Raw genomic sequence first — 16775 nt, forward strand, 5'->3', positions numbered from 1 at the left:
ATGATCCAGAACCTGCTGGTCGCCAACCGCGGCGAGATCGCCCGCCGCGTCTTCCGCACCTGCCGCGACGCCGGGATCGGCACGGTCGCGGTGTTCTCCGACGCCGATGCCGCCGCGCCGCACGCCCTCGAAGCCGACGCGGCCGTCCGGCTGCCCGGCAACGCACCGGCCGAGACGTACCTGCGGGCCGAACTGCTGGTCAAGGCCGCGGCCGAAACCGGCGCCGACGCCGTCCACCCCGGTTACGGCTTCCTGTCCGAGAACGCCGCCTTCGCGCGAGCCGTGCTCGACGCGGGACTCACGTGGGTCGGGCCGCCGCCGGAGGCCATCGAGACCATGGGTTCCAAAGTGGAGTCCAAGACGCTGATGGCCGCCGCGGGCGTCCCGGTGCTGTCCGAACTGGACCCGGACTCGGTCACCGAAGCCGACCTGCCGTTGCTGGTCAAGGCGTCGGCCGGCGGCGGCGGCCGCGGCATGCGCGTGGTGCGTTCGCTCGACGAGCTGGCCGAAGCGGTGGAAGGCGCGAGCGCCGAGGCCGGGTCCGCGTTCGGCGACCCGACCGTGTTCTGCGAGCGGTACCTGGAGACCGGGCGGCACATCGAGGTCCAGGTGCTGGCCGACACCCACGGCACGGTCTGGGCGGTGGGGGAGCGGGAGTGCTCGATCCAGCGCCGGCACCAGAAGGTCGTCGAGGAAGCGCCCTCGCCGTTCGTCGACGCGGCCATGCGCGAGGAGCTGTTCGACGCCGCGCGCAAGGCGGCCGAGGCGATCGACTACGTCGGCGCGGGCACGGTCGAGTTCCTCGCCGGGCCGGACGGCCGGTTCTACTTCCTCGAGATGAACACCCGGCTGCAGGTCGAGCACCCGGTCACCGAGAACGTCACCGGCCTCGACCTGGTCGCCCTGCAGCTGCGGATCGCCGAGGGCGAGCGCCTGCCGGCCGACCCGCCGCCCACGGTGGGCCACTCCATCGAGGTCCGGCTCTACGCCGAAGACCCGGCCGCGAACTGGCAGCCGCAGAGCGGCACGCTCCACACGTTCGCGGTGCCCGATGCGGACCGGTCGTTCACCCACGGCCCCGGCCTGCGGCTCGACTCCGGCTTCGAGACCGGCTCGGTGGTGGGCGTCCACTACGACCCGATGCTGGCCAAGGTGATCACCTGGGCCCCGACCCGCGCCGAGGCGGCCCGCCGGCTCGCCAAGGCCCTGGCGGCGACGAAGATCCACGGCGTCGTCACCAACCGCGACCTCCTGGTGAACATCCTGCGCCACGAAGCCTTCTTGGCCGGCGAGACCGACACGGCGTTCTTCGACCGCCACGGCCTCGACACCCTCGCCGCGCCGCTGGCCACGGTGGACACCGAACGGCTCTCGGCCCTCGCGGCAGCGCTGGCGGACGCGGCGGGCAACCGGGCGTCGGCCACCACGCAGAGCAGGCTGCCGAGTGGCTGGCGCAACGTCCGTTCGGCCGGGCAGCGCAAGGTCTTCACGGTGGCCGATCGCGAGTACGAAGTGGTCTACTCGCTGACTCGCGACGGACTGAGGGCCGACGGGTTCGAGGCCGGTTTGGTGAGCGCCGAGCCCGGCCGGGTCGTGCTCGAGGTGAACGGCGTGCGGCGCACTTTCGACGTCGCCCGCCACGATGGCGTGTCCTACGTGGACTCCGCGCTCGGCTCGGTGGCGCTCGAGGCCGAGCCGCGGTTCGCCGACCCGGACGCGGCTCTGGCCGCCGGGTCGCTGGTCGCGCCGATGCCCGGCACCGTCGTGCGGCTTGCCGTGCAGGCCGGGGACCCGGTGAAGGCGGGCGACCCGTTGCTGTGGCTCGAAGCGATGAAGATGGAACACCGGATCGCCGCCCCCGCCGACGGCGTGGTGGCGGAACTGCCGGTGACAGTGGGACAGCAGGTCGAAGTGGGCACGATCCTCGCGGTGGTGGGAGAAGCAGAATGAACGCGATGAACTTCATCGAGCCGGAGGAGCGGATCGCGCTTCGCAAGGCCGTCGCCGAGCTGGGCGCCAAGTACGGGCACGAGTACTACGCCCGCAAGGCCCGCGCGGACGAGAAGACCCACGAGCTCTGGGACGAGGCCGGGCGGCTGGGCTACCTCGGCGTCAACATCCCGGAGGAGTACGGCGGCGGGGGCGCGGGCATCGCCGACCTCGCCGCGGTGCTCGAAGAACTCGCCGCCGCGGGCTCGCCGCTGCTGCTCATGGTGGTCTCGCCGGCCATCTGCGGCACGGTGATCTCCCGCTTCGGCACCGACGAGCAGAAGAAGCAGTGGCTGCCCGGCATCGCCGACGGCAGCAAGCGGATGGTCTTCGCGATCACCGAGCCGGACGCCGGGTCGAACTCGCACAAGATCACCACCACTGCGCGGCGGGACTCCGGCGGCTGGGTCCTCAACGGCCGCAAGGTGTACATCTCCGGCGTCGACGAGGCCGACGCGGTGCTCGTCGTCGGCCGCACCGAGGACGCGAAGACCGGCCGCCTCAAGCCGGCGCTGTTCATCCTCCCGACGAACACCGAAGGCTTCGAGTACACGAAGATCCCGATGGACATCGTCGCGCCGGAGAACCAGTTTTCGCTGTTCCTCGACGACGTCAAGCTCCCGGCCGAGGCGCTGGTCGGCGAGGAGGACGCGGCGATCGCGCAGCTGTTCGCGGGCCTGAACCCGGAACGCATCATGGGGGCGTCGTTCTCGCTCGGCATCGCCCGGTACGCGCTGGCCAAGGCCGTGGGCTACGCCAACGAGCGGAAGGTCTGGGGCGCGCCGATCGGCACCCACCAGGGCCTCGCGCACCCCCTGGCCGAGATCAAGATCGAGCTGGAGCTCGCGAAGCTGATGACGCAGAAGGCGGCGTCGCTCTACGACTCGGGCGACGACTTCGGCGCGGGGGAGTCGGCCAACATGGCCAAGTACGCCGCCGCCGAGGTCGCGATCCGCGCGACGGACCAGGCCGTCCAGACCCACGGCGGCAACGGCCTGGCCACCGAATACGGCCTCGGCACGCTGGTCACGGCGGTGCGGCTGGGCCGGATCGCCCCGGTCAGCCGCGAGATGGTGCTCAACTTCGTCGGCCAGCACAGCCTCGGCCTCCCGAAGTCCTACTAGGAGGGTCACTTTGGCTACCTTGGCGGGAAAGACGATCCTGATGTCGGGCGGAAGCCGCGGAATAGGCGAGGCAATAGCCCTCCGCGCGGCGGCCGACGGCGCGAACGTGGCACTCCTGGCGAAGACGGCCGAGCCCCACCCGAAACTGCCCGGCACGATCCACACGGCGGCCGAGGCGATCGAAAAGGCGGGCGGCCACGCACTGCCGATGGTCGGCGACGTCCGCGACGACGACGGTGTCGCGGAGGCGGTGGCGAAGACGGTCGAGCGGTTCGGCGGCATCGATGTGGTGGTCAACAACGCGAGCGCGATCGACCTGACCCCGACCGAGCAGGTCAGCATGAAGCGGTACGACCTGATGCAGGACATCAACGCCCGCGGGACGTTCCTGCTGTCCAAACTGGCCATCCCCCACCTCCGCCGGTCGACGAACCCGCACATCCTGACGCTGTCCCCGCCGATCAGCCTCGACGAGAAGTGGTTCACCGCAGGCCACCTCGCGTACAGCATGGCCAAGTACTCGATGAGCTTGGTGACGATAGGCCTGGCGGCCGAGCTGAAGAAGGACGGCATCGCGGCCAACTCCCTGTGGCCCCGGACAACGATCGACACGGCGGCGATCCGCAACGTGGTGGGGGCGGAGCTGGCGTCCCGAAGCAGGACACCGGAGATCATGGCCGACGCGGCTCACGCAATCCTGACGAAGCCGAGTCGCGCAGCGACCGGAAACTTCTTCCTCGACGACGAGGTATTGAGGGCCGAAGGCGTCACCGACTTCGCGAAGTACCGCATCGGCGACACGGCGGAGGAAGACCTCCAGCTCGACTTCTGGGTGGAACGCGCTTGACGGGCATCCGCGAACCCCAGCAGGAGCGCAGCCGGACAACAAGGCGCCGCTTGATCGAAGCGGCCCTGGACAGCTTCGGCGAGCGAGGTTGGCACGGCGTGACGGTGGCCGGGATCGCCGAGCGAGCGGGCGTCTCCCGAGGAGCGGCCCAGCACCACTTCCCGGCCCGAGAGGACCTGGTGGTGGCGGCGGTGGACCTCCTGGGAGAGGCCCAGATCGACGAGCTCCGAGCCCAGGCGGCCGACCTCCCGAGCGGAGCATCCCGCATCGAGCGAGTGGTCGAAATGGTCCTGAACTTGTACACGGGCCCCCTGTTCCGAGCGGCCCTGCAGCTGTGGTCAGTGGCGGCGACCGACGAGGCCCTACGTGACGTGCTGGTCCCCTTGGAGGCCCGGGTGGGCCGCGAGGCCCACCGGGTAACGGTGGAACTCCTGGGAGTGGACGAGTCGAAGCCCGGGGTACGAGAGCTGGTCCAGGCAACACTGGACCTTGCCAGAGGCCTGGGCCTGGCCAACCTCCTGACGGACGACACCCGCAGAAGACGCCAAATCGTCCGAGAGTGGGCAAAGACGCTGGAGCTCCGGTTGGCCTGAGCCAACCAGCCAAAGGAGCGGCGAGGTCATCCCGTCGCCTGAGGCCGCAAAATCACTTTGAGCCGGGCCCGCAACCCACAACCCAAGCCAAGCGGACACGACAAAGCTTGCGGGCCCGGCTCAAAGTGATAGGCCTCAACCAGGCGACGGGATGACCTCCCGCGGCCCACCCACTCAAGGCGACCCGACAACGAGAGCCAGGGGCCATCCCAGAGCCTGCCCGTCCGGCGAGGACAAGCATGAGAACCCCGGCAGACTCGTTTGGGGAGGCGACCGAAGACCCATGGAACCTCCCCCACCCCTCGAACGTCATAGTGCCGTAAGTAACACAATCGGCCCATCGGGCGAATAACCCGGTGTAGCGACGAACGAGGAAGGCGATCCCGGTGTCCGGTTCACGAGTCGAGCTCACCCACCGCGCAATGGCGATGCTGAAGGCGGTGGCCGCGGGTCGCGCGCAGATGTCGTGCAGCTGCGAGCCCGACCTCTTCATCGACGGATTCGCCTGTTGCGATCAGGTCACCGCGCACGCCCTCGCCCACGGCGGCTACCTGCGGCCCGCCGTCGAAGGCGGCACCGGGCGCGTGGCCGCCGAGCTGACCGAGGCCGGGCGGGCCGCGCTGGAGATCACCGCCGCCGCCTGAGCGTCACCGAGCGTCGCCGGGTCGAACAAGTGTTCGGACTCCCGTGCGTGACCCCGACCTGGCAGGCTTGTCCCCATGGCGGAGCACCCACCACCGGTGGACGACGAGGCGACGGTCTTCCTCCCGAGCGAGCTGCGTGGCCCGCACTGGCCGACCCGTGACCTCGACGTTTCGCGGCGGCCGTACGACGAGTTCGCCGGCCAGATCGTCGCGCGGCCGCCCGCGTCGCCGGTCAGCGCCGGCCGCGGGGAGGGTGCCGGCTCGTCGCTGGCCCGGTCCAGCGGGCGGATGGCGGTCGCCTCCGCCGTCAGCCGGGTCACCGGGTTCGTCGCGAAGCTGCTGCTCGCCGCCGTGGTCGGGACCGGGGTGGTCAACGACTCCTTCACCGTCGCGAACACCCTGCCCAACATCGTCTTCGAGCTGCTCTTCGGCGGTGTCCTGGCCAGCGTCGTGGTACCGCTGCTGGTCCGCTCGCACGACGACCCGGACGGCGGCCGCGCCTACACGCAGCGGCTGATCACCATGGCACTGGTGCTGCTCGTGGTCGGCACGGCCGTCGCGGTGGCGATCGCGCCGCTGTTCACCGCCCTCTACGTCGACAAATCGTCCCCGACCGCGAACCCGGCGCTGACCACCGCGCTGGCGTACCTGCTGCTGCCGCAGATCCTCTTCTACGGCCTGTTCGCGCTGCTGTCGGCCATCCTCAACGCGCAGAACGTCTTCGGCCCGCCGGCCTGGGCGCCGGTGCTGAACAACGTCGTGGTCACCGGCACGCTCGTCGTGTTCGCCGTCGTACCGGGGGAGCTGACCCTCGACCCGGTGCGGATGAGCGATCCGAAGCTGCTCGTGCTCGGCCTCGGCACCACGCTCGGCATCGTCGCGCAGGCCGTCGTGCTGATCCCGGCGTTGCTGCGCACCGGGTTCCGGTTCCGCTGGCGCTGGGGCTTCGACCCGCGGATCAGGGAGTTCGGCGGGCTCGCCGCGTGGATCCTCGGTTACGTCGTGGTCAGCCACGTCGGATTCGTGATCACCACCCGGGTGCTGACCGGCGGCAACAGCGGCGGCGTCACGGCCTACAGCTACGCGTCCCTGCTGTTCCAGCTCCCGTACGGCATCCTCGGCGTCTCGCTCCTGACGGCGCTGATGCCCCGGATGAGCCGCGCGGCCGCGGACGGCGACACGGTCTCGCTCGTCGGTGACCTCTCGCTCGCCTCCCGCATCTCGACGGTCCTCTTCGTGCCGATCTCGGCGGTGCTGGCGGTGGTCGGCACGCCGATCGGCATCGCGATCTTCACCTGGGGCCGCGGCACCCTCGAAGACGCCGAACGGCTCGGTCAGACCCTGGCCGTGTCGGCGGTCGGGCTGCTGCCGTTCGCGCTGGTGATGCTGCAGCTGCGGGTGTTCTACGCGATGAAGGACGCCCGCACGCCGACGCTGATCATGCTGGTGATGACGGCGGTGAAGATCCCGCTGCTGCTGCTCTGCCGCGGCCTGCTCGACGGCGAGCACGTGGTCTACGGCGTGATGCTGGTCAACGGGGCCGGGTTCGTGGTCGGGGCGGTGCTCGGCCAGGTCTGGCTGTGGGTCCGGCTCGGGCACCTGCGCAGCAAGCGGTCGCTGCGGGTTGGGCTGATCACGCTTTCGGTGAGCGGGCTCGGCGTGGTCGCGGCGGTGCTGGCGGGGCACGCCGTGCCGGCGTCGCTCGGGGTCATCCCCGGGGCGTGGGTGAAGCTGCCGGTGCAGGGGCTGCTCGGGATGGCCGTGCCGTTCGGGTTGCTGGCGGTGCTGAGGCTGCCGGAGTTCGCGCCGGTGACGCGCCGCGTGGCGGGGTTGCGGCGGCGGTTCGCGGCTCGTTGACGGCTACGGCCGGGAACCCGATCCGGATGTCTCGAGACGGTAACGAGACCGCGGCGATCAGCGCGTTTACAAATGCCCGCAACGGTTTCTACTATCCACCGGGATCAGGCCGCCGCCGGTGGACGTGGCGGCGGGGGTAGCGGGTGGAGGTCGTGCATGACGCGCAGTGCGCGCAGGCGGCGGGACCGGGTCACGGTCGACGAGCTGCTCAGGCAGACCGGGACGCGCCCGCGCAAACCGGGTTCGCGGGCGGCCGAGCTGGCCGCGCGCCGGGGTGGCGAGCCCGAAGCCGGGGCACGCGGGGTGGCGCGGGTGGCGCTGGCTTCGGCGGTCGTCGTCGTGCTGGGCGGGCTGGTGATCGTGCTCGCGACCCGGCCGGACGCGGTTCCCGGCGACCGGCAGTTCCCGCAGCTGCAGCCGGCCACCGCGGTGCCGACGTCGACCGCGCTCGCCGCCGTCCCGACCGAGACGACCACCCCGTCCCCGGTGGTGATGCACGCGCGCCCGACGCCGAGCCCGACGCCGACCCCGACGGTCACGGTCGACCTGCCGCCGCCGTCCCCGACGACGAAGACGCGCACGCCGCCGCCCACCTGGAACCCGCCGCCGTACTACGGGTGCTATCCGTATTACTGCGGAGGTGGGTACGCCTCCGGCGTGCCGGTGCGCTGACGGCGGAGCAGGAGGTACGTGCCGGCGGCGAGGGCGAAACCGGCGGCGAAGGTCAGATCGCCGGTGCCGGGAACCGCTTTCGGAATCGGCCCGGTGTAGAGCGCCTGGTTCGCGAACAGGCCCACGGACACCACCAGCCCGACGAGGAACGCGGTGAACCCGGCGGTGTTGCGATGGCTCCGGTCGGCGAGCAGGTCGCCGAAGCCGGTGCCGCGGCGGAGGTGGTGATCGGCCAGCAGCACGCCGAGCCACGGGCCGATCCAGTAGGCGATGACCAGCAGGAAGTTCTCGTAGGCGTGTCCGGCGTCGGTGAGCCCGAGCCAGGCCAGCACGAACCCGACCGCGCCGAAGGCCACCGCGACGACCGCTCGGCGCCAGGCCAGCGGCAGCCGGACGCCGAGGGCGAGGAAGGCCAGCGCTCCCGAGTAGACGTTCAGGACGTTCGCGGCGACCGCGCCGAGCGTGATGGCGAGCAGCGTCGCGGCGGCGAGGAAGCCGGGCAGGTGCCCGGTGAACGCCGTCGCCGGGTTGGCGTCGGCCGGGCCGCCGATGGTCGCCGAGGCGGCGCCGGCGAGCATCAGGACGGTGGTGGAGAGGAACATTCCGCCGCCGGCGTACAGGCCGATCGTGCGTTTCGACGCGGTCTTCGGCAGGTAGCGCGTGTAGTCGGCGGCGTACGGGTTCCAGCCTGCCGTGTAGCCGAACGCGGTGCCGACGGCGAGGAGGAACCCGCCGGGGCTGCCTTCGTTCGCGGTGGGCCCGGCCTTCGTGAAGACGACGACGCTCGCGACGGCGAACACGACGGCCAGGACGGCGAAGACGTACTTTTCGTACGCCTGGACGAGGTTGTGCCCGAAGAAGGCGATCACGATCTGCACCGCGACGACGAGCACGAGGCACGCGAGCACGGGCAGCCCGGTCAGGCTGGTCAGCGCGAAGGCGCCGCTGACGCTGTTGACGGCGAACCAGCCGATGCCGGCCATCACCGACATCAGCGCGGCCGGCAGCAGGTTGCCGCGGTACCCGAACGCGGCCCGCCCGAGAACCATCTGCGGCACGCCGTAGCGCGGGCCGCGCGCGGACAGGACACCGTGCGCCAGCGCGCCGAGCCCGTTCCCGACGACGGCGGCGAGCGCGGCTTGGGTGAAGGAGAGCCCGAAGGCGGTGACGGCGAGGACGCCGACGAAGACGGTGGCGAACTCGAGGTTGGGCGAGGCCCAGGTCCAGGCCAGCTGCCGCGGCCGTCCGTGCCGGTCGGCGTCGGCGACGGGTTCGATCCCGCCGGGCTCGACGGCCACGACTTTGTCGCGGTAGCCGGCCGCTTCGGTGCTCGTCATGCGAAGACGGTAGGTGACCCAGATTGCGGCCGTGTGACAGTTCGTGAGCCGCGGGCTGCCGCGCTGACGGCCAGCCCCCGCGAAGGCCCCCTCACCGACCCCGATGCCGGTGAGAGGGCCCCCGACAGCCCCACTACGGGTCCGGGACGTCAGCCGGTGTAGCCGGCGACGATCTTGGTGAACGCGTACTTGTCCTGGGAGATGCCGCTGCACTCGCCACCGCCGCTGCAGTCGCGGTTGGTGGCCCAGAACGTGAAGCGGGCCAGGTGGTGGCTCGCCGCGTAGCCGCGGATGGAGTTGAAGTTCGCCACCGTGACCGTCTCGCCCGCGTTGTCGGTCTTGCCGTTCATCGAGGAGAGGCCGCTGTGCCGGTAGGCGGTGTCGTCGCTCCAGCCGAACGTGGTCTTGAGCTGGTTCTTCAGCCCGTCGACCGCGGACTTCGTCAGCGCGGCCATGTCACCGCCGCTGGAGAAGTCGAACGGCATGACCGACCAGACGTCGACCGGCGCGCCGATCGCCTTGGCCTGGTTGATCAGGCGCTTGCCCCACGAGTCCGGGCCGGTCGTGGTGGTGCCGATGGTGATGACGACCTTCAGGTTCGGGTTCTTCTGCTTGGTCAGCTTGACCGCGCCCAAGATCCGGTCCTGCACGGTGTTGTTCTGGAACTCGTCGGTGTTCTCGATGTCGAGGTCGATCGCCTTGAGGCCGTAGGCGTCGATCACCTTCTGGTAGGCACCCGCCAGCGCGGAGGCCGACGTGCACTTCGAGCCCAGTTTGGTGCCGGACCAGCCGCCGAAGGAGGGGATGACGTCCCCGCCCGCGTTGCGGATGTTCTGGATCATCGTCTTGTCCGAGCCGGTCAGCGACCGGCTGCCGTCCCACTTCGGGTTGCAGGTGCCGTCGGACAGGACGAAGGCGAGCGTAAACGCTTTCACGCCGGTCGCGGACATCGCGGCGGTCGGGCTGGTCTGCCCGCCCCACTGGTACAGGTACGGCGAGGCGAGCACGGGGTCGACCGCGGCCATGGCCTGCGGGGCGAGCCCGACCGTCGTCGCCAGCGCGGCCGAAGCCGCGGCCGCGAGGGTGAGGAGACGGCGCACTGTTTTCATGGGGGTCCTCCATACGTGCCGGTGGAGCACCTCCGGTTTGAGGCGGCGGGATCAACCCGGGAGGAGTGCTGTGTGCCACCACACAGTGGACTAGACCAATAATGTGTGTCAACCCTCCACCGGTCGGAAAATGACCGACGGCGACCGTCTCGGTCAGCGGTGTTAAATTCCCCTGAAGGCGGAGTGACACGGGCCCGCATTCCGGCTACTTTGCCGAGATGGTGGGGGATTCCACGGTCGCCGCCGGCGGGGGACGCCGCCCGGGCCGGTTCCTGCCCGCCCTCCTCCCGCAACGCTGGGCCCTGCGGCGCTGGGCGCTGTGGCGGCTGCCGCGCCGCGGCCAGGTCTGCTACTTCGTCGGGGTCGACGCCCTCGCCGTCGCCGCCGTCGTGCTCGCCGCCGTCCGGTTCCCGCCGCTCGCCGCGCTGCTGCCGCCGTTCGCGCTGCTTGCGGGTGGGATGCTGGTGTCGGCGGAGCTCGCGCGGCCGGTGGAACGCCACCGCGAGGACACCCTCCTCGGACCCGGCGTCGACACACCGTGGATCTTCGCCGGGGTGCTCGTGCTCCGGCCCGCACTGGCGGCCGCGCTGGTGGTGCTCTCGGCACTGCACCAGTGGTTCCGGGTCCGCAGAAAACCCGTCCACCGGCAGGTGTTCGGCGTCGCGGCGACGGCGCTGGCCGGGCTCGCCGCCGGTGCCTTCCTCGCCGCGACCCGCGTCCGGCCGCTCGGCGGGGTCCTCGACGGCCGGACCGTCCTCCTGCTCACCGCCGCCGGGCTGGTGTTCCTCGCGGTCAACGCCGCGCTCGTGACCGGCGCCGACGGGCCCCGCCGGCCGCGCGAAGCCGGGCCGGGACACGCCTTCGACGCCGCGATGACGGCGTTCGGCCTCCCGCTCGCCTGGGCCGCCGTCGCCGCGCCGCTGCTGGTCCCGGTGCTGGCCGGCGCCACCGTCGTGCTGCACCGCGGCGGGCTGGGGGCCGGCCGCCGCGACCACGTCACCCTCGATCCCGGCACCGGCGTGCTGACCGCCGCGTCCTGGCGCGGCGCCGCCGAAGCCCGGCTGGACCGCCTCGGCGGCCACGGTCCCGGCCCGGCCGTGCTGGTGCTCGACCTCGACCACTTCCGCCTCCTCAACGACCGCTACGGCGTCCGCATCGGTGACGCCGTCCTGCGCGCGGTCGCCGGCACCCTCCGCGACGAGGTCCGCTCGGCGGACCTGGTCGGCCGCTCCGGCGGCGAGGAGTTCGCCGTGCTGCTGCCCGGCACCGGCGCCTTCGACGCGATGGCGATCGCCGAACGCATCCGGCTGCGCATCGCCTCGACACTGGTGGCGCTGAAGGCTTCGGGTGACGGCCCGCAGTTCGTCGGGGTGACGGTGTCGATCGGCGTGGCGGGCTGCGCGGCCGGGCTCGACGACGCCCTGCTGGCGGCGGAGACGGCGTTGCTGCGCGCGAAGGCGGCGGGCCGGAACCGGACGGTCTGCGCCGAGCCGGAGCCGTGACCTTTCCGTGAGGAAAGGCGGGCAACCGGCAATCGCCCGTGGCGTCTTGATGGCTGTGCAGACGGTGAGGGGCCGTCGATGACGCAGGGGGAAACAAATGTATTCGAGGGGTTGCTTCGCGTGGGCCGGAACCGCCGTTGCGGCGGTATTCTTCCTTTCGGCCTGCAGCGGCCGGCAGGATCCGGCGACCGCCGGCGGAGCCACGCCGACGGCACCGGCCACGACGGTGACGGCGACGACAGCCACCAAGGCAGCCGCTCCGGTGCAGGTGGCGGAGCCGGCGCCGGCCACGGCGAGCACGACGGCGAACGCTTGTGCCTCGGCGACCAAGGCCACGCTGGAAGCCGCGTTCAAGGCGAACAAGAAGGCGTCCGAGGCGCTGGCGGTGGACAGCCGCGGTCTCCAGCGCATCAAATGCGTCGCGCCGTGGGCGTTCGCGCATTTCACCAACGAAATCGACGGCGGCCGCATGCTGTTCGTCAACCAGAACGGGAAATGGGTGATGCTGCACGGCGGTACTGGGCAGATCTGCGAGGAAGTCCCGGCCGCGATCGCCCGGCAGATCTGCGACTGAATCAACTCATGGTGATCGCGTCCAGTTTCTCCTTGAGGTACTGCGACGCGATCACCTCGGGGTAGGTCCGGGTGCCCAGCGGCGGCGCCAGTGACGTGATCCGCGCGTCGTGATCGGTTTCGTAGAAGAAGATCAGCGACACGAGGTCCTCGTCCGGTGCCGTCGCGGCCGGGGGCAGCACGCGGTGGCGGGTGGAGCGCCAGCGGTCGCCCGTCCAGCGGGCCATCAGGTCGCCGATGTTCACCGTGAACGCCTCTGGGTGGAACGGCGCGTCCTCCCACTCGCCGTCGGCCGTGCAGATCTGCAGGCCGCCGACGCCGGCCTGGCGGTCGAGCACGGTGACCGTGCCGAAGTCGGTGTGCGGGCCGATCCGGAACTGGTCGGGCGCCGGCGGGCCGACCCGGGTCAGCGGCGGGTACCAGTTGATGTTGAACGTGTACGTGGGGTGCCCGGTGTGCCGGGTGAAGTGGCTCTGGGCGAGGCCGAGCGCGGCGGCGAAGATCTCCAGCAGGTGGTCGGCCAGCGCCCGCATCCGGCGCATGTACTCGGTGGCCGCCTCGCCCAGTCCGGGCACCTCGTGCGGCCAGACGTTCGGCTGGAACCAGAACCCGTCGACCTCGGCGACGCCGGTCCGGGTGTCCGCGCCCGCCGAGTAGGACTCCTTGAGGTCCGGCGGTGTCTCGGTGCCCTCCGCGTAGCCGTTCGCCTCGACCCCCGGCGGCAGCCAGCCGCGGCCGCCGACCGTGACGGCGTAGCGCTGCTTGACGTCCTCGGGCAGCGCGAAGAACTCCCGCGCCAGCTCACGCGTCCGGTGGCGCAGCTCGTCCGGGACGCCGTGCCCGGTGACCAGCAGGAAGCCGGACTCGCGCAGCGCGTGGTCGATCCGGGCCGCCACCTCGGCCCGGCCCTCGGACGTGCCCGCGAACCACGGCGAAAGGTCCACGAGCGGAACGGATGACGGCATGCCGGCTCCTGTCACACACTGTCCTGTTCGGACTTCTCGACCCCGATGTCCTCGAACCACAGGTCCGGGCGGGCGGCGATGAACTCCGTCATCAGCGCGGTGCAGCCGGGATCGTCGAGCAGGGTGATCCGCACCCCCAGCCCGGCGAGCCAGTCGTGACCGCCGTGGAACGTCTCGGCCTCACCGATGACGACGTGCCCGATACCGAACTGACGGACGAGCCCGGAGCAGTACCAGCACGGCGAAAGGGTGGTGACCATGATCGTGTCGCGGTAGTGCGGGCGGCGGCCGGCGTTGCGGAACGCCGCGGTCTCGGCGTGCATCGACGGGTCGCCGTCCTGGACGCGCCGGTTGTGCCCGCGGCCCAGGAGCGTGCCGGCGGTGTCGAACAGCGCGGCCCCGATCGGCACCCCGCCTTCGGCCTTGCCCCGCTCGGCTTCTTCACGGGCGACGGCGAGCAGGGTGTGCGGGTCGATCGGCATGCGTCACTCTTTCCGGCCGGGGTGGTGCCTGGCAAGGGTTTGGCGGCGTGACTGCACCTTCCGGCGGATCGCGGACAGCTCCTGTCCGCGATGTCTGGCACACTGCGTGCCATGTACGGCACTTCCGAGCGGCTGCTCAGGCTGCTGTCGCTGCTGCAGGCGCGCCGGGACTGGCCGGGCGCCGAGCTCGCGGCCCGCCTCGAGGTCGACGTCCGCACGGTCCGCCGCGACGTCGAGCGGCTGCGGTCCCTCGGCTACCCGGTGCACGCGACGCCGGGGGTGGCGGGTGGCTACCGGCTGGGGGCGGGCGCGGCACTGCCGCCGTTGCTGCTGGACGACGACGAGGCGGTGGCGGTCGCGGTCGGCTTGCGCACGGCGGCGAGCGGGACGGTCAGCGGCATCGAGGAGACGTCGGTGCGGGCGCTGGCGAAGCTGGAGCAGGTGCTGCCCGCCCGGCTGCGGCCCCGCGTGGGCGCCCTGCAGGCGGCGACGGTGTCGCTGCCCGGGGCCGGCCCGACGGTGGACGCCGAGGTGTTGACCACGGTCGCGGCGGCCTGCCGCGACCACGAGCGCCTGCGCTTCGGCTACGGCGACCGCGCCGGCACCGTGACGCAGCGGTCGGTCGAGCCGCTGCGGCTGGTCCACACGGGCCGCCGCTGGTACCTGGTCGCCTTCGACCTCGACCGCGCGGACTGGCGCACGTTCCGTGCGGACCGGATCGCCGCGGTGCCGGTGGTGGGCTTCCGCTTCACCCCGCGCGAGCCGCCCGCGCCGGACCTGGCGGAGTACGTCTCGCGGCAGCTCTCGACCGCGCCCTATTCGCACCGGCTGGTCGTGCGGGTGGCCGCCCCGGCGGCCGCGCTGGCCCGCCGCGTCCCGCCGACCGCGGGCGTGGTGGAGGAGATCGACGAGGCCAGCTGCCGGTTGAGCACCGGGGCGAACGACCTGGACGCGGTGCCGTACCACCTGGCCCGGCTCGGGTACGACTTCGTGATCGAGGAGGCGCCGCCCGGGCTGGTGGAACGACTGCGCGAAGTGGCGGACCGGTTCACACGCGCGGTGGGGTAGCTCAGCCGGTTTCGCCGCGTTCGCCACCGGGGCGACCGTGCCCCACGGGCCGCGCTCCGCCGCCGGGGCCGTCGCGCTGTCGGCTGTCTTCGGCGGCCGCCCGGCCGCCTCAGTCCGCTTCCAGGCGCACCCGGGCGCTTTCGCCGTCGCTCAAGAAAGCGGCCAGCTCGCTTCCCTCCGCCGTGACCTCGTCGCGTTCGGGCCCGGTCAGCCGCCGCAGCGGGTGGACCACCACCGTTTGCTCCGCCACCGTCCAGGTCGCCGAGACTCGGCCGTCCACCAGGACCACGCGCTCGCCCGCCACCGACAGCCCGCGGTGGGCGTCGTCGATGATGCGGGTGCGGTCGTCGTAGCCGAGGATCGCGTTGTCGAACGCCGGCAGGAACCGCGCCGGTGCCGGGGTGGCCGGGTCCGGCCGGGGTGCGTCCGGCAGGTCGAGCAGCTCGCGGCCCCGCTCGTCGCGGAAGGCCACCAGCTCCTCGCGCACCGCCTTCACCGCGGCCGGCAGCCCGGCCAGGCCGGACCAGGCGCGCAGGTCCGCCGTGGCCGCCGGGCCGAACGCCGCCAGGTAGCGGCGGACCAGCGTCCGCCCGACGCCGTCACCGGGGTCGAGCGGGTCGGCGTCGCGGCCGAGCCACGCGGCCAGCGGCAGGTTCCGCACGCCCGCCTTGGTGCGCCACAGCCCGCGCGGCGGCAGCTGCGCCGACGGGATCAGCGCCGCGACCAGCAGTTCGCCGAGCGGCCGCGGGCTCGGCGCCGGCCACCGGTCGGCGACCGCCCGCGCGAGCTCGCCCATCGAGCGGGGCTCGCCGTCGGCCAGCACCGCCCGGCCGGCCGCGGCCAGCTCGGCGAAGTCGACGCCCGCCAGTTCCTGGCGGTAGACGCCGACCACCCGCTGCCGCAGCATGGTGTCGAACCGGGTCCGCCACGCGAGGACGTCGTCGGCGGTGAGCAGGTGCACGGTGCGGCGCATGAGGTGGGTCCGCACCACGCGCCGCCCGGTCAGCAGCGCATCCAGCGCGGCCGGGTCGAACGCGCGCAGCCGGGACCACAGCCCGGTGAACGGTTCCTGCGGTTCCTGCGCCTGCAGGCCGCCGAGGTGGGCGACGGCGTCGAGGACGGGCAGCCCGGAGCGCTCGAGCAGCAGCTGCCGGGCGAGGGTGGCGCGGTTGAGGGCCCGCGTGTCGAGGACGGTGTGCACGAGCCCCACTCTGCCGCAGATAGCGGTCAGACCGTGTCCGCTACTCCGAGCATGCGCAGCACCAGCCCGCCGTACTCCTTGCCGAGCGCGGCCGGCGTCTGGCGGGCGCGCTCGCTGTACCAGCGGGCGACGTCGACGCCGAGCGAGAGCACGGCCCGGGCGGCGACGTGCGGGTCGGACACCGTGAACACGCCGGCCTCGGCGCCCTCGGCGATGACCTCCCGCACGATCCGCTCGATCCGCCGCCGCAGCGCGGCGACCACCTCGAACTCCTGCTCGGGCAGCGCCTGCAGCTCGTACTGGACGACCCGGGCGACGGTGTGGCGCCGGGCGTGCCAGGCCACGAAGTCCTCGACGATCAGCCGGATCCGCTCGACCGGATCGGATTCCTTGGCGACGACGTTCTCGACCAGCGCGAGGGTCTGCTCGTGGCCGTACCGGCTGATCGCGAACAGCAGCGCGGCTTTGGAGGGAAAGTGCACGTAGAGCGCGGCGGGCGACATCCCCGCGGCGCCGGCGATGTCCCGCGTGGTGGTGGCGTGGTAGCCGCGCTGGGCGAAGGCCTCCACACCGGCCAGCATGAGCCGCCGGGCGGTCTCCGGCTGCACGTCCGGCCAGAGTTCGGCCGACAGCGACATCGTCATCCGGTGGTCCTCCCAGCTCGCCGCCCGCGCGGTCGCTCCTATTGTAAGCGCCCGCTTTGTGCCGGGACGCGATCAGACACCCGGCTCGAACAGGAGTTCGAGGGTCCGGTAATGTCCGCGCTCGGGTGGTGGTGCGGCCGCAGGGGAAGTGCGGTCCGCGCCGCCACC

General features: G+C 72.1%; 16 protein-coding genes. 10 read left to right on the plus strand and 6 right to left on the minus strand.

Annotation, left to right across the window (positions count from 1 at the left end; genetic code table 11):
- The 7 genes from HUT10_RS42390 to HUT10_RS42420 all read left to right on the plus strand — a co-directional run bounded on the left by HUT10_RS42390 (position 1) and on the right by HUT10_RS42420 (position 7726).
- Positions 1–1950 (plus strand): biotin carboxylase N-terminal domain-containing protein, encoded by a 1950-nt coding sequence (locus HUT10_RS42390; RefSeq protein ID WP_176176345.1) that lies wholly within the window; start codon positions 1–3, stop codon positions 1948–1950.
- The gene (locus HUT10_RS42395; protein ID WP_176176346.1) at positions 1947–3113 is read left to right on the plus strand and encodes an acyl-CoA dehydrogenase family protein; all 1167 of its coding nucleotides are present in this window, start codon (positions 1947–1949) and stop codon (positions 3111–3113) included. Before HUT10_RS42390 ends, HUT10_RS42395 begins: the two co-directional genes overlap by 4 nt.
- 10 nt (positions 3114–3123) lie before the next feature.
- Complete coding sequence (locus tag HUT10_RS42400; RefSeq protein WP_176176347.1) at positions 3124–3960, plus strand: NAD(P)-dependent oxidoreductase; 837 nt, start codon at positions 3124–3126, stop codon at positions 3958–3960.
- Positions 3957–4553 (plus strand): TetR/AcrR family transcriptional regulator, encoded by a 597-nt coding sequence (locus HUT10_RS42405; protein ID WP_176176348.1) that lies wholly within the window; start codon positions 3957–3959, stop codon positions 4551–4553. The genes HUT10_RS42400 and HUT10_RS42405 overlap by 4 nt, the downstream gene beginning before the upstream one ends.
- Before the next feature lie 386 nt (positions 4554–4939).
- Complete coding sequence (locus tag HUT10_RS42410) at positions 4940–5197, plus strand: hypothetical protein (RefSeq protein WP_176176349.1); 258 nt, start codon at positions 4940–4942, stop codon at positions 5195–5197.
- Between the two features lie 75 nt (positions 5198–5272).
- Positions 5273–7054 (plus strand): murein biosynthesis integral membrane protein MurJ, encoded by a 1782-nt coding sequence (murJ, locus tag HUT10_RS42415; protein ID WP_254897259.1) that lies wholly within the window; start codon positions 5273–5275, stop codon positions 7052–7054.
- Between the two features lie 156 nt (positions 7055–7210).
- On the plus strand, positions 7211–7726 hold the full coding sequence (locus tag HUT10_RS42420) for a hypothetical protein (RefSeq protein ID WP_176176350.1): 516 nt from the start codon (positions 7211–7213) through the stop codon (positions 7724–7726).
- Here the strand turns inward: HUT10_RS42420 and HUT10_RS42425 are convergent.
- Together HUT10_RS42425 and HUT10_RS42430 are read right to left on the minus strand one after the other, a co-directional pair.
- Positions 7684–9063, minus strand: a complete 1380-nt coding sequence (locus HUT10_RS42425; RefSeq protein ID WP_176176351.1) for a cytosine permease — start codon at positions 9061–9063, stop codon at positions 7684–7686. The two genes, HUT10_RS42420 and HUT10_RS42425, sit on opposite strands and share 43 nt — an antisense overlap.
- Before the next feature lie 149 nt (positions 9064–9212).
- Complete coding sequence (locus HUT10_RS42430; RefSeq protein WP_176176352.1) at positions 9213–10172, minus strand: chitinase; 960 nt, start codon at positions 10170–10172, stop codon at positions 9213–9215.
- Between the two features lie 218 nt (positions 10173–10390).
- Here HUT10_RS42430 and HUT10_RS42435 point away from each other — a divergent pair, with 218 nt between their 5' ends.
- Positions 10391–11674: a diguanylate cyclase gene (locus HUT10_RS42435; protein WP_176176353.1), complete on the plus strand. Its 1284-nt coding sequence runs from the start codon at positions 10391–10393 to the stop codon at positions 11672–11674.
- A gap of 226 nt (positions 11675–11900) precedes the next feature.
- A complete protein-coding gene (locus tag HUT10_RS42440) occupies positions 11901–12248 on the plus strand; it encodes a hypothetical protein (RefSeq protein WP_254897260.1) in 348 nt (115 codons plus the stop codon).
- A gap of 1 nt (position 12249) precedes the next feature.
- On the opposite strand, the gene HUT10_RS42445 is transcribed toward HUT10_RS42440, so the two are convergent.
- Together HUT10_RS42445 and HUT10_RS42450 are read right to left on the minus strand one after the other, a co-directional pair.
- Complete coding sequence (locus HUT10_RS42445) at positions 12250–13212, minus strand: isopenicillin N synthase family oxygenase (protein ID WP_176176354.1); 963 nt, start codon at positions 13210–13212, stop codon at positions 12250–12252.
- An 11-nt stretch (positions 13213–13223) separates the two neighbouring features.
- Positions 13224–13694 carry a nucleoside deaminase gene (locus tag HUT10_RS42450; RefSeq protein ID WP_176176355.1) on the minus strand — a complete coding sequence of 157 codons (471 nt, stop codon included), beginning with the start codon at positions 13692–13694 and terminating at the stop codon, positions 13224–13226.
- 111 nt (positions 13695–13805) lie between these two features.
- Here HUT10_RS42450 and HUT10_RS42455 point away from each other — a divergent pair, with 111 nt between their 5' ends.
- Positions 13806–14762, plus strand: a complete 957-nt coding sequence (locus HUT10_RS42455; protein WP_176176356.1) for a YafY family protein — start codon at positions 13806–13808, stop codon at positions 14760–14762.
- A gap of 109 nt (positions 14763–14871) precedes the next feature.
- Here HUT10_RS42455 and HUT10_RS42460 read toward each other — a convergent pair whose 3' ends face one another.
- On the minus strand, positions 14872–15963 hold the full coding sequence (locus HUT10_RS42460) for a winged helix DNA-binding domain-containing protein (protein WP_176176357.1): 1092 nt from the start codon (positions 15961–15963) through the stop codon (positions 14872–14874).
- A 26-nt stretch (positions 15964–15989) separates the two neighbouring features.
- The gene (locus HUT10_RS42465) at positions 15990–16607 is read right to left on the minus strand and encodes a TetR/AcrR family transcriptional regulator (protein WP_176176358.1); all 618 of its coding nucleotides are present in this window, start codon (positions 16605–16607) and stop codon (positions 15990–15992) included.
- Between the last annotated feature and the right edge of the window lie 168 nt (positions 16608–16775).

It is taken from the genome of Amycolatopsis sp. Hca4, from assembly GCF_013364075.1.
In the GTDB taxonomy this organism is placed as follows: domain Bacteria; phylum Actinomycetota; class Actinomycetes; order Mycobacteriales; family Pseudonocardiaceae; genus Amycolatopsis.

What these genes read in the sequence shown, in the direction of transcription:
- HUT10_RS42390 (WP_176176345.1), top strand. Translation starts at nt 1, where the DNA reads ATGATCCAGAACCTGCTGGTCGCCAACCGCGGCGAGATCGCCCGCCGC.
- HUT10_RS42395 (WP_176176346.1), top strand. Translation starts at nt 1,947, where the DNA reads ATGAACGCGATGAACTTCATCGAGCCGGAGGAGCGGATCGCGCTTCGC.
- murJ (WP_254897259.1), top strand. Translation starts at nt 5,273, where the DNA reads ATGGCGGAGCACCCACCACCGGTGGACGACGAGGCGACGGTCTTCCTC.
- HUT10_RS42420 (WP_176176350.1), top strand. Translation starts at nt 7,211, where the DNA reads ATGACGCGCAGTGCGCGCAGGCGGCGGGACCGGGTCACGGTCGACGAG.
- HUT10_RS42425 (WP_176176351.1), bottom strand. Translation starts at nt 9,063, where the DNA reads ATGACGAGCACCGAAGCGGCCGGCTACCGCGACAAAGTCGTGGCCGTC.
- HUT10_RS42430 (WP_176176352.1), bottom strand. Translation starts at nt 10,172, where the DNA reads ATGAAAACAGTGCGCCGTCTCCTCACCCTCGCGGCCGCGGCTTCGGCC.
- HUT10_RS42435 (WP_176176353.1), top strand. Translation starts at nt 10,391, where the DNA reads ATGGTGGGGGATTCCACGGTCGCCGCCGGCGGGGGACGCCGCCCGGGC.
- HUT10_RS42445 (WP_176176354.1), bottom strand. Translation starts at nt 13,212, where the DNA reads ATGCCGTCATCCGTTCCGCTCGTGGACCTTTCGCCGTGGTTCGCGGGC.
- HUT10_RS42450 (WP_176176355.1), bottom strand. Translation starts at nt 13,694, where the DNA reads ATGCCGATCGACCCGCACACCCTGCTCGCCGTCGCCCGTGAAGAAGCC.
- HUT10_RS42455 (WP_176176356.1), top strand. Translation starts at nt 13,806, where the DNA reads ATGTACGGCACTTCCGAGCGGCTGCTCAGGCTGCTGTCGCTGCTGCAG.
- HUT10_RS42465 (WP_176176358.1), bottom strand. Translation starts at nt 16,607, where the DNA reads ATGACGATGTCGCTGTCGGCCGAACTCTGGCCGGACGTGCAGCCGGAG.